Annotated in this window: 12 protein-coding genes; 3 read left to right on the forward strand and 9 right to left on the reverse strand. The window is 63.9% G+C overall.

Annotated features, from left to right (window positions below; translation table 11 throughout):
• Nucleotides 1–121: 121 nt before the first annotated feature.
• Nucleotides 122–463 (reverse strand): hypothetical protein, encoded by a 342-nt coding sequence (locus PHD22_RS14445; protein WP_299868324.1) that lies wholly within the window; start codon nt 461–463, stop codon nt 122–124.
• A 334-nt stretch (nt 464–797) separates the two neighbouring features.
• Here PHD22_RS14445 and PHD22_RS14450 point away from each other — a divergent pair, with 334 nt between their 5' ends.
• Nucleotides 798–1,448, forward strand: coding sequence for a PEP-CTERM sorting domain-containing protein (locus PHD22_RS14450; RefSeq protein ID WP_299868327.1), 651 nt, complete (start codon nt 798–800; stop codon nt 1,446–1,448).
• 106 nt (nt 1,449–1,554) lie between these two features.
• On the opposite strand, the gene PHD22_RS14455 is transcribed toward PHD22_RS14450, so the two are convergent.
• Nucleotides 1,555–2,283: a YebC/PmpR family DNA-binding transcriptional regulator gene (locus PHD22_RS14455; RefSeq protein ID WP_299868329.1), complete on the reverse strand. Its 729-nt coding sequence runs from the start codon at nt 2,281–2,283 to the stop codon at nt 1,555–1,557.
• 180 nt (nt 2,284–2,463) lie between these two features.
• On the opposite strand from PHD22_RS14455, the gene PHD22_RS14460 reads away from it, so the two are divergent.
• Nucleotides 2,464–3,993, forward strand: a complete 1,530-nt coding sequence (locus PHD22_RS14460) for a helicase HerA-like C-terminal domain-containing protein (RefSeq protein WP_299868331.1) — start codon at nt 2,464–2,466, stop codon at nt 3,991–3,993.
• Nucleotides 3,994–4,009: 16 nt separating this feature from the next.
• Here PHD22_RS14460 and PHD22_RS14465 read toward each other — a convergent pair whose 3' ends face one another.
• A complete protein-coding gene (locus PHD22_RS14465) occupies nt 4,010–4,717 on the reverse strand; it encodes a uracil-DNA glycosylase family protein (protein ID WP_299868333.1) in 708 nt (235 codons plus the stop codon).
• Nucleotides 4,718–4,737: 20 nt separating this feature from the next.
• Nucleotides 4,738–6,000 (reverse strand): AmpG family muropeptide MFS transporter, encoded by a 1,263-nt coding sequence (locus PHD22_RS14470; protein WP_299868337.1) that lies wholly within the window; start codon nt 5,998–6,000, stop codon nt 4,738–4,740.
• A 115-nt stretch (nt 6,001–6,115) separates the two neighbouring features.
• On the opposite strand from PHD22_RS14470, the gene PHD22_RS14475 reads away from it, so the two are divergent.
• Nucleotides 6,116–6,430, forward strand: a complete 315-nt coding sequence (locus PHD22_RS14475) for a hypothetical protein (RefSeq protein ID WP_299868340.1) — start codon at nt 6,116–6,118, stop codon at nt 6,428–6,430.
• An 86-nt stretch (nt 6,431–6,516) separates the two neighbouring features.
• On the opposite strand, the gene PHD22_RS14480 is transcribed toward PHD22_RS14475, so the two are convergent.
• From PHD22_RS14480 to PHD22_RS14500, 5 genes are all read right to left on the reverse strand, one after another.
• Nucleotides 6,517–7,473 carry a diguanylate cyclase gene (locus PHD22_RS14480; protein ID WP_299868343.1) on the reverse strand — a complete coding sequence of 319 codons (957 nt, stop codon included), beginning with the start codon at nt 7,471–7,473 and terminating at the stop codon, nt 6,517–6,519.
• 181 nt (nt 7,474–7,654) lie between these two features.
• The gene (locus PHD22_RS14485) at nt 7,655–8,533 is read right to left on the reverse strand and encodes a PA4780 family RIO1-like protein kinase (RefSeq protein ID WP_299868346.1); all 879 of its coding nucleotides are present in this window, start codon (nt 8,531–8,533) and stop codon (nt 7,655–7,657) included.
• The gene (locus PHD22_RS14490) at nt 8,530–8,694 is read right to left on the reverse strand and encodes a hypothetical protein (RefSeq protein WP_299868349.1); all 165 of its coding nucleotides are present in this window, start codon (nt 8,692–8,694) and stop codon (nt 8,530–8,532) included. The genes PHD22_RS14485 and PHD22_RS14490 overlap by 4 nt, the downstream gene beginning before the upstream one ends.
• A gap of 190 nt (nt 8,695–8,884) precedes the next feature.
• Nucleotides 8,885–9,283: an alternative ribosome rescue aminoacyl-tRNA hydrolase ArfB gene (gene arfB / locus PHD22_RS14495; RefSeq protein ID WP_366520744.1), complete on the reverse strand. Its 399-nt coding sequence runs from the start codon at nt 9,281–9,283 to the stop codon at nt 8,885–8,887.
• Nucleotides 9,284–9,344: 61 nt separating this feature from the next.
• The coding region (locus tag PHD22_RS14500; RefSeq protein ID WP_299868352.1) for a vitamin B12 dependent-methionine synthase activation domain-containing protein at nt 9,345–11,377 on the reverse strand (2,033 nt) is incomplete at its 5' end.

The raw sequence follows: 11,377 nt of genomic DNA on the forward strand, positions 1-11,377 counted from the left end.
CGCCGCTGCCGCTTGTTGTTGCTTGTCGTCGCGCTGCTCACTTCGCGTTCCTCCTGATTGAACAGAAGGAGGATTCTTCCGCGTGAGCCAGGGCGGGGGAAGAACGCCGCTCAGTGAGCGGTTACATCGCCCCGTCACCTTCGAGGGTGACGAAGCGACACCCCTGCACCCCCCCTTCGGTGCCGAAAACAAAGTTCATCGTCACAGCCTCTCCGCACACCTCATCAGGGATGCCCTCCAGTTGCAACACGAACTTAAACCTCTGCCCCACGCCAGAAAAAGGGGTCGGGCAGGGCGCGCTGAAACCCTCCAGGGAAAGGTCATTGACCGGCAGGCGTGCGCCATCGACCTGAACCCAGAAGCAAACGCTGCCCCAGCGCTTTGCCACAAAGCGCTGCCGCCTGCGGCGCTCACTGCCGGCCAGCGCGCCAGCCACGCCCTCATCCATCACGCGTTCAGTCATTTCCCTGGCCCCAAAAAACCGAAAATGAAAATTTCATCTTTTATCTGCCAATTTTATACAAAAAAACAATTATTCAAACAAAAACAATAAATGTAAAAAACATAAAAACAAGTGCAAAGGGAATTTTTTAAAAACCCATAAAAATAAAAATGAATTAATTATTATGCGTCGGAAATTTTTACATATGCAAATCAATACACTTTAAAACAAGTATAAATTATTGTTTCAAAAACAAAATAAAATAAGGAACGAAAATTGCTTATAAAAACAGAAGCAGTAGAATTAAATTCTCACTGCCAACGTTTTTGACATATTTACAAATGGAGTTTTACCAATGCAAAAACAACTTCTCGCCCTTGCCCTGATTGCCGCTACTGGTGGCGCACAAGCCGAGGTGATCTCGTTCAGTGATTCCTATGGTCTGGCCGTCACCAACTGGACTCAAAACCTGACCCTGAGCCAGTTCGATGGCTCCCTGGGCACCCTGAACTCCGTCGTCATCAACTATGGCGGTCAGGTCTCCTCCATCTTCAGCATTGAAAGCCTCGACGCTGCTCCTGCCACCGTCAGCGCCAACGCCAACGCCAACCTGGTCTTCGGCGGCCCGATCTCCAACACCCTGAACATCTCCGGCGCCTCCAGCCAGACAGTGTCCGCCTTTGACGGCTCCGTCGACTTCGGCGGCACCTCCGGCGCCATCATTGGCCCCGTGGTCGGCACCGACAGCGCCACCCTGACCCTCCTGAGCGATCTGGCTGCCTTCATCGGCACCGGCACCTTCGACATCGCCGTTGCCGCCAATGGCACCTCCAACGCCAGCGGCGCCGGCAACCTGATCAGCCAGATCAACACCCAGGCTCTGGCCGAAATCACCATCACCTACGACTACACCGTGCGCCCCACCGTCACAGTTCCCGAACCCGCCTCCATGGCGCTGGTCGGCCTCGGGATGCTGGGTCTGGCTGCCGTTCGTCGCCGCAAGTAATCTGCCTCGTCGCCCGGCCCTGCCGGGCGTACCACACAAAGCAGAAAGGCCACCTCGCGGTGGCCTTTCTGCTTTCAGTGCATCCCGTCACCGGAAGACACCGGCCTTACTCCTCATCCATCGCAGCAGACGAATAGACCGCCTGCACATCGTCGAGGGATTCGATCGCGTCGAGCAGCTTCTGCATGCGCAGCGCGTCGTCACCCGCGAGCTCAGTGTCGTTGAGCGGCTTCATGGTCACTTCGCCGAACTCGGCACTGAAGCCGGCCTTCTCGAGCGCTTCCTTCACTTCACCGAACTGGTAGGGATCGGTCATCACTTCAATGGAGCCATCGTCGTTGGTCACCACGTCGTCAGCGCCGGCTTCGAGCGCCGCTTCCATCAGGGCATCTTCCGACGTGCCGGGCGCAAACAGGATCATGCCGCAGTGCTTGAACTGGAACGCCACACAGCCGTCAGTGCCCATGTTGCCACCGTATTTGTTGAAGGCGTGACGCACATCGGCAACCGTGCGGGTCCTGTTGTCAGTCAGGCAATCCACGATCACCGCGGCACCGCCGATGCCGTAACCCTCGTAGCGGATCTCCTCGTAGGTCACGCCTTCCAGTTCGCCGGTGCCCTTCTTGATGGCGCGGTCGATGTTGTCGGCCGGCATATTGACGGCCTTGGCCTTGTCCACCGCCATGCGCAGACGCGGATTGAAGCTGACGTCCCCGCCACCCATGCGCGCCGCCACCGTGATTTCCTTGGCCAGCCGGGAGAACACCCGTCCGCGCTTCTCATCCTGCCGCCCCTTGCGGTGCTGAATATTGGCCCACTTGGAATGACCTGCCATGATTCTGTGTCCTTGCTTCGCGAGGTAAAGGCGTGATTTTACCTCGCAGCCCGTTTTGCGCGCATCCATCCCCCCCTGATCCGCGTCAATTTACGGAGTGCGTGGACGCAGACCATATCCGGCCGGAACACCTTGCCCGATAATGCCAGCGTCGAAACACCCCACCCAGGAGAACCCACCATGACCGAGCCCATGCTCATCGCCAAGACCAAGGACAAGGAGATCCATCTGCTGCCCCAGTTGGCCAATCGCCATGGCCTCATCACCGGGGCCACCGGCACCGGCAAGACGGTCACCCTGCAGAAGATGGCCGAATCCTTCGCCAGCATCGGCGTTCCGGTATTCATGGCCGACGTCAAGGGCGACCTCTCGGGCATCGGCGCGGCAGGCGTCGCCTCCCCCAGGCTGATGGAGCGGCTGGCGGCCCTGGGCATCAGCGAGTTCACGCCACGGGCCAACACCACGGTCTTCTGGGACGTCTTCGGCGAAGCCGGCCATCCGGTACGTGCCACCGTTTCCGATATGGGCCCCCTGCTGCTTGCCCGGCTCATGAACCTGAACGAGACCCAGGCCGGCGTGCTCCAGCTGGCCTTCAAGATCGCCGACGACCAGGGCCTGCTGATCATCGACCTGAAGGACCTGCGGGCGACCCTGCAATATGTGGGCGAGAATGCCAAGGAATTCACCACCCGCTACGGGAACATCTCCGCCGCCTCCATCGGCGCCATCCAGCGAGGCCTGCTGGCCATCGAGACCCAGGGGGGCGACAAGTTCTTCGGTGAACCGATGCTCGACATCAATGACCTGATGCAGACCGACGCGGATGGCCGCGGAGTGATCAACATCCTGGCCGCCGACAAGCTCTACAACACCCCCAAGCTCTACTCCACCTTCCTGCTGTGGCTGCTGGCCGAGCTCTTCGAGCAGCTCCCGGAAGTGGGCGACGTGGACAAACCCAAGATGGTGTTCTTCTTCGACGAAGCGCACCTGATCTTCAACGATGCCCCAAAGGCCCTGCTGGAGAAGATCGAGCAGGTGGTCCGCCTGATCCGCTCCAAGGGTGTGGGTGTGTACTTCGTCACCCAGAACCCCCTCGATGTGCCGGAAACCGTGCTTGGCCAGCTGGGCAACCGGGTCCAGCACGCCCTGCGGGCCTTCACCCCCCGGGACCAGAAAGCGGTCAGGAGCGCTGCCGAAACCATGCGCAGCAACCCCACCTTCGATGCGGCTACGGCCATCACCGAACTGGGGGTGGGCGAGGCTTTGGTGTCCTTTCTCGATGAAAAGGGGCGTCCCCACATGGTGGAACGGGGCTTCATCGTCGCCCCCCAGTCACGACTCGGCCCCTTGACACCGGCCGAACGCAAGGCGGCGATCGAGAACTCGGTGATCTACGGCCACTACGAGCAGATGATCGACCGGGAGTCTGCCTACGAGAAACTTCAAGGCACTCCGCCTTCCGGCCAAGCCGGAAACGGCCCTGCGCCCGCGGGTCAGCCTCAGGAGGCGGAGAGCGGCGGCATGGGCGGACTGCTGGGTGGCCTCGGCAACATTCTCTTCGGCACCACGGGCCCGCGGGGCGGACGTACGGCAGGACTGGCCGAAACCGCAGCCCGCAGCGTCGCCCGCACCGTGGGCTCCACCATCGGCAGGGAAATCGTCCGGGGCGTGCTGGGCTCCATCCTGGGCGGTGGCAGCCGGCGGCGCTGACCGACCCCGCAAACCGCTACCAGACGCCCAGCGCCTCCAGCTGCCGGGTGGCGGCTTCACTCCAGCCCCGGTTGGCCGCCGGGCTGGCCGGACTGGGGTGGAGAACCCTGCCAAACTGCAAGGGCAAGTCTGCCAGGGCGGCCCGGGCCCGCTGCTCAGCCCAGGCGCCCACGCCGATCACCCACTCGGGCTGCAATACCCCCACCAGTTGCCGCAGATGGGCATCGCAGGCCGCCAGCACCGGCCCCTGCTCCGCCGCCGGCAACTTGTCCGGGGTGACGTTGCGGCCACCGTCAAAAAAAGCCAGCGGACAATAATTGGCCACAAAGTGTTCGGCGAAAAAGAGCTCTGCGCGGCCAAAGCGCTCGGCGAAAAGCCCCCACAAGCGCCGTCCGCTCACCTCTGAGCGGGGGCAGTCGAACCCCTCGACGGGCCGCCGGGGGTTCTCGACAGGAGGCTTGAGCACTTCCCCCTGAATTCCCATCCAGTCGCGCACAGCCGCAATTTCGCCGAAAGGCACCCCGGTCTGCACCATCCCGAAGGGCCCCGGATTCATGCCCACGAAAACCACCCGCTTGCGCCCCTGGCCGAAACGCTGCAGATAGAGGGCATTGGGTGCCCAGGCATAGTCGAGAGGGTTGTAGACGTGGGTCACCGGCGCGGAGAAGCGCATGGGCTGGAGCCGTTCGGAGAGCTGGCGGGCAGCGGATTCAAGAGGCGTCATGGACAAACCTTGCGGAAAGATCAGGCGGAACCCTCGGGGCGTTCGCGCCACGGGGCCACCTTGAACAACAGAAGCATGCCGGGCACGGCGAGAACGCCGCACAGCATGAAAAAATCGAACCAGCCCAGCCCCTCGACGAGCCAGCCCGCCGAAGCATTGATGAAGGTCCGGGGCACCGCCATCAGGCTGGTGAACAAAGCCAGCTGGGTCGCCGTGTAAGCAGGATGGGTCGTGCGGGCCATGTAGGCCACGAAGGCCGTGGTCCCCAGACCGACGCCAAGGGCCTCCAGGCCGATCACGCCTCCCAGCACCGCCAGGCGCATGGAGTCAGACTCGGCAGGCCCCAGCCAGGCCAGCCAGACAAAACCATAGATCGACACCCACTGGACCACGCCGAACACCCACAGGGCCCGGTTGATCCCCAGCTTCACCATCCACAACCCCCCCAGCAGGCCGCCGATCACACTCGGCCACAGCCCGGCATTCTTGGCGATGAGGCCGATCTCCGTCTTGGTGAAACCCATGTCCAGGTAAAAGGGCGTGGCCAGTGCCGTGCACAGGGAGTCTCCCAGCTTGTAGAGGAAGATGAAGGCCAGCACCAGCAGGGCCGAGCGTACCCCGTGGCGGCCGAAGAACTCCCGGAAGGGCTCCACCACCGCATCCCGGAGGGTCCGCGGCGCACCCGCCACCGTAACCGGCTCCTTCACCAGCAGGGTCATGGCCAGCCCCGGCGCCATGAACAGCGCGGTGATGAAAAAAACCTGCTGCCAGGGCAGGTGATCCGCCAGAATCAGGGACAGGCTGCCGGGCACCAGGCCGGCCAGCTTGTAGGCATTCACGTGAATTGCGTTGCCGATGCCCAGCTCCACCTCGGGCAGCAGCTCCCGCCGGTAGGCATCCAGTACGATGTCCTGGGTGGCCGACAGGAAGGCAATGAGGGTGGTCAGCATGATCACCATCCCCAGCTCGGCGGACGGCGAGAGGGTCCCCAGCCAGGCAATCGCTGCCAGCAGCAGCACCTGAGTCAGTCCCATCCAGCCCCGCCGGCGCCCCAGCCAGGGCAGGGCGTAGCGATCCAGGAACGGGGACCAGAGGAACTTCCAGGTGTAGGGAAACTGGATCAACGCAAAGGCGCCGATGGCCTTGAGGGACAAGCCCTCGGTCTTCAGCCAGGCCGGCAGCAGGTTGAGCAGCAGGTACAGGGGCAAGCCCGAGGAAAAGCCCGTCAGCACGCAGATCAGCATGCGGCGGTTGGCGAGGGCGCGCCAGGGAGAGGCAGTCATGGGAACGATCGGTGGCAAGAAGCTGGCGATGATAACAATCGGTTACTTGATTCCCGAGGGCTGCCACCGAAAAATGCGGGAATCCGGGTAAAAAACATCAAGAGGAGACCAGCCCATGTACCACCTCACCGTCGTCTTTCGTGCCGACCGGGAGTACGAGTTCCACGTTCATGCCGCAGATCTGGCCGGCCTCAGCCAGGAAACCGCCCGGGAATGGCTGCAGGATGAGTTCGACGCGCTCGAATGCACCCCCAGCAACCCGGTAGGCAAGGTGCTGATCCTGGATGTGATCCTGAACGTGGCCAAGTATGCCGGCGAACAGCGCTTCGCCCGAGGCGGCGAATGGGCGCGGGAGTTTGCCCGGGCCGTCGTGGTCGCCCTGGACCGCCCGGTCGTTCGTATTGATATCCCGGCCTTCATGGTCGGCTGATCCCCCGCCTGCCGGAGGCCGGTCTTTGCAGGACGCGCCACGCTGGCTGCACGGCCGCCAGACAGGTCCGCCAACGGACTTTCTATCTACTGCGGAGCCTCTGGCCCCGCCATCTCGAAACGGTTGCGTCCATTCTGTTTGGCCCGGTACAGACTCAGATCGGCGCGGCGGAACAGGGGGGAGAGCAGGCCATCCGCCCGCTCGACCCGGGCGCCTCCAACCGACAGGGTAACGACCCCCCAGTCAGCGCTTTTTTCGTGGGGAATGCCCAACCCCCGCGTGGCAGTGACAATCGCCTCGGCCACCTTGTGCTGGACTCTTTCCGAACAGTTCGGCAGCAGCACGGCAAACTCCTCGCCCCCGTAACGGGCCACAAAGGCCTGGCTGGTCAGCCCTACCTCATTGGCCTTGGCCACCACATCCGCCAGCAACCGGGCCACCGTCTGCAGGCACTCGTCCCCTGCCAGATGACCATAGTGGTCGTTGTACTTCTTGAAGTGATCCACATCAATCATCAGCAACCCGAACGATGCCTGGCGCTGGACCGCCTCGGCCCACAACCGGTCCAGGCGGGCGTCCATGTAACGCCGGTTGTACAACCCGGTCAGGCCGTCCATGCGGGCCTGGACCTCCAGCTTGTGGTTCGCCTCGGCCAGTTCGGCGCGCAGGTGGGCCATCCGCTCCATGGCTTTCATCTTGGCCTCCAGCACCCCCTCCGGCAATGCCTTAGCCAGAAAGTCGTCGGCCCCGGCTTCGATGGCCGTGATCAGGTTCTCGGGGGTATCGGAAGCCGTCAGGAAAATCACCGGGGTCCACGCCCACTCGCCCTGCCGTTCCAGATCGCGGATCCGCCGGACGGCCTCGAAACCGTCCATGACGGGCATCTCGATGTCCATCAGCACCAGATCCGGAGGCATGGCGGTGAAGTGTTCGACGGCTTGCAGACCATTCTCGGCGAACACCACGGTATGGCCAATCGCCACCAGACGGGCCCCCAGCACGGCGCCGACCGCCCGAGAGTCATCAACAAGCAAGATTTTCATCTCTGAGTCCCCACCTCTTCTTGTGCTTTTATCTATAGCCAGTGACTAACGCACACGCCGGGAAAAACTTGAGCCCATTCCGGGTATTGTTGATCGGCCGCTTGAACGAGAGTGCGGATGCAAGGCCCTGCTCCAGCGTTCTCAAGCACCTTCGGGCAGGGCCGCAGGAAACCGCTCCGGCTCAGGTCTCGTCCGGGGGTGGCCGGCCCTCGTTGGCTGCGCGCAGGCGGCCCAGCTGGCGAGCCTCCTCCTCGGCCTGGGCTGCATCGATCACCTGGATGACCTCGTCCAGGTTCACCGCCGCCTCGGATGCCTCGAAACACCCGGTGAGGGCACTGTCCGGATGCAGGGCCCCGTTTTCATACAAGCTCCAGATCTCCGGGCCGTAACGGGTGTCCAGCAGGCTCGGGGCAAACTGGCCGAAATAAGCCGTCAGGTTGTCCACGTCGCGCTCAAGCATCCGCCGGGCGTTGTTGTTGGCGGCGGCATCGACCGCCTGGGGCAGATCGATGATCACCGGACCGTTGGCGTCCACCAGCACGTTGTACTCGGACAAATCCCCGTGCACGATGCCGGCGCACAGCATCCGCACCACCTGGCGGATCAGCTCGGCGTGGAAGTGCAGCGCCTGCGCCTCCTCCAGCGCAAGATCGTTCAGACGGGGTGCGGGCTCCCCTTCCTCGTCAGCCACCAGCTCCATCAACAGCACCCCCTCATGGAACTGATAGGGTGTGGGCACCCGCACTCCGGCCGCAGCCAGGCGACGCAGGGCATCCACCTCCGCATGCTGCCAGGCGGCCTCCTGCTCCTCACGGCCATAGCGGGAACGCTTGGCCATGGCCCGGGCCTGACGGCTGTTCTTCACCTTGCGGCCTTCGGTGTAATCCACTGCGGTGTGAAAGCCACGTTTGTTGGCTTCCTTGTAGACCTTGGCGCAGCGGATCTCATCGCCGCACTGGACAACATAGACCATGGCCTCCTTACCGCTCATCAGCTGGCGCAGCACGCTGTCCACCAGACCATCGACGACCAGGGGTTGAATACGGGCAGGTACCTTCATGCGCTCGCCTGCTGCGGGTGGTGGATGGAGCCGATGTCAGCCGCGGGATCAAGCGGGGACGGCGCGCCCACTCCATGGAGGGCGTCCAGCCTGCCCCGCATGCGGGAGAGGAAGCGTTCGGGGGGGGCAATCTTGCCGGCGATGAAACTTCTGTTTTGCATGGAATCAGCCCTGAACGGGGCAAAAGGAAGAAGGCTGCGCGGTCCACTCTTGGGAACGCGACAGGCCAGGGGGCCACCTCGGGCCGGAATGGTCAGGCACAGGGGCAAGAGCTGAGAAACGAGAGGCACGGGCGGCGCAGCATGAACGTGCGGTACAACAATCCGACTCCGGATTATCCCCCACCTGGAGCTAGTCCACCCGCTTACGGCCAGCCTTGATGGCACCGTGACGGGCCTTGCCCTCCAGGCGGCGGGTCACGGAGCCCCGGGTGGGGCGGGTCGGACGCCGGGCTTTGGGAACATGGGCCGCCCGATCAACGAGCTCCTGCAATCGCAACACGGCCTCCTGGCGGTTTTTTTCGAGGCTGCGGAAACCCTGGGCCTTGATGACGATCACCCCGTCCTTGCTGATGCGCTGGTCGCCCAGCTGGAGCAGGCGCTCGCGGATGGCTTCCGGCATGGACGAAGCCTTGATGTCAAACCGCAAATGTACCGCCGAGGACACCTTGTTCACGTTCTGCCCACCCGCGCCTTGGGCGCGGATGGGTATGAACGTGATCTCGTCTTCGGGCACCGGCCAGGCGATCACAGCAAGGCGCCTCCCAGGGCCTCCCGCCTCGCAAGGAAAGGCGGGATCGCCCTGAGGGCCCTCACAGCAGGGGCGCCAGCCACTTGCGAGCTTCGTCCACCGTCATGCCGGTACGCCTGGCCCAGTCCTCGAGCTGATCCTGGCCGATCTTGCTGACGGCAAAGTAGTGGGCGTCCGGGTGGGCGAAGTAGAAGCCGCTCACCGACGCCGCCGGGGTCATAGCAAAGCTCTCGGTAAGAGCCATGCCGGTGCGGGCCGGGGCGTCGAGGAGCTTGAACAGGTCGCCCTTCACGGTGTGGTCGGGGCAGGCCGGGTAGCCCGGGGCCGGGCGGATGCCGCGGTAGGCTTCCTTGATCAGCTCGTCGCAGGCCAGCGTCTCGGCCGGGGCGTAGGCCCAGAACTCCTTGCGCACGCGGGCGTGCAGCCACTCGGCGGCGGCCTCGGCAAAGCGGTCGGCGAGGGCCTTCAGCATGATTGCGTGGTAGTCGTCGTGGGTGCGCTCATAGGCGGCGAGGCGCTCCTCGATGTCGAGGCCGGCGGTGACGGCAAAGGCGCCGATGTAATCGGCCACGCCGCTGGCCTTGCCGGCCACGAAGTCGGCCAGGCAGTAGTGGGGCTTGCCGGCCGGGCGCTCGTGCTGCTGGCGCAGGCCGTGCCAGCGCATCAGCACCTCGCTGCGGGTTTCATCCGCATAGATCTCGATGTCGTCGCCCACGGCGTTGGCCGGGAAGAGGCCGAACACCGCCCTGGCGCGCACCCACGGCCGGGTGTCCTGCTCGGCGACCATGCGGGCGAGCATCACCTCGGCGTCGGACTTGAGCTCGCGGGCGGTCTCGCCGACGATGTCGTCGTCGAGGATCTTCGGGTAGCTGCCGGCCAGGTCCCAGGTCTGGAAGAACGGGCCCCAGTCGATGTAATCGACGAGCTCGGCCAGGTCGATGTCGAAGGACTGCACGCCCAGCTGGGCCGGCTTGGCTGGGGTGTAGGCCGGGTCGAGGTTCCACTGGAAGGCGTTGGCGCGGGCCTCGGCCAGCTTGACGAGGGTGACGCCCTTCTTGGAGGCGTGCTGGGCGCGCAGCTTGTCGTAGTCAGCGGCCACTTCCGCAGCAAAAGACTCGCTCTGGCCTTCGGAGAGCAGCTTGGTGACCACACCGACGGCCCGGGAGGCATCCGGCACGTAGATCACCGGCTTGTCGTAGTGGGGGGCGATCTTGATGGCGGTGTGGGCACGACTGGTGGTGGCACCGCCAATCAGCAGGGGCACGTCGAAGCCCTGGCGCTGCATCTCGGACGCCACGTGGCTCATTTCTTCGAGGGACGGGGTGATCAGGCCCGACAGGCCGATCGCCTGGGCACCGTGCTCACGGGCGGCGTTGAGGATCTTGTCGCAGGGCACCATCACGCCCAGGTCGACGATCTCGTAGCCGTTGCAACCGAGCACCACGCCGACGATGTTCTTGCCAATGTCGTGCACGTCACCCTTGACGGTGGCGATGACGATCTTGCCCTTGCTGGTGGCACCGGTGCGGGCCTTCTCCTCTTCGATGAAGGGGATCAGGTGGGCCACCGCCTGCTTCATCACGCGGGCCGACTTGACCACCTGGGGCAGGAACATCTTGCCGGCACCAAACAGGTCGCCGACCACGTTCATGCCGGCCATCAGCGGGCCTTCGATCACCGCCAGCGGCGGCTTGCCTTCGGCGGCGAGCTTGGCGCGGACTTCCTCGGTGTCGGCCACCACGAAGTCGGTGATGCCCTTGACCAGCGCGTGGCTGAGGCGCGCCTCGACGGGCTGCTCGCGCCAGCTGAGGTCGGGGCCGGAATCCTTGGCCTTGCCCTCCTTCACGGTCTGGGCAAACTCGACCAGCGCCTCGCCGGCGCCCGGGTGGCGATTGAGGACGACGTCCTCCACCTTGTCGCGCAGCTCGGGCGCGAGGTCATCGTAGACGCCGAGCATGCCGGCATTGACGATGCCCATGCTCATGCCGGCCTTGATGGCGTGGTAGAGGAAGACGGTGTGGATCGCCTCGCGCACCGGGTCGTTGCCGCGGAAGCTGAAGCTCACGTTGGAGACGCCGCCGCTCACCTTGGCGT

The organism is Zoogloea sp., from assembly GCF_028693495.1.
Classification (GTDB): Bacteria; Pseudomonadota; Gammaproteobacteria; order Burkholderiales; family Rhodocyclaceae; genus Zoogloea.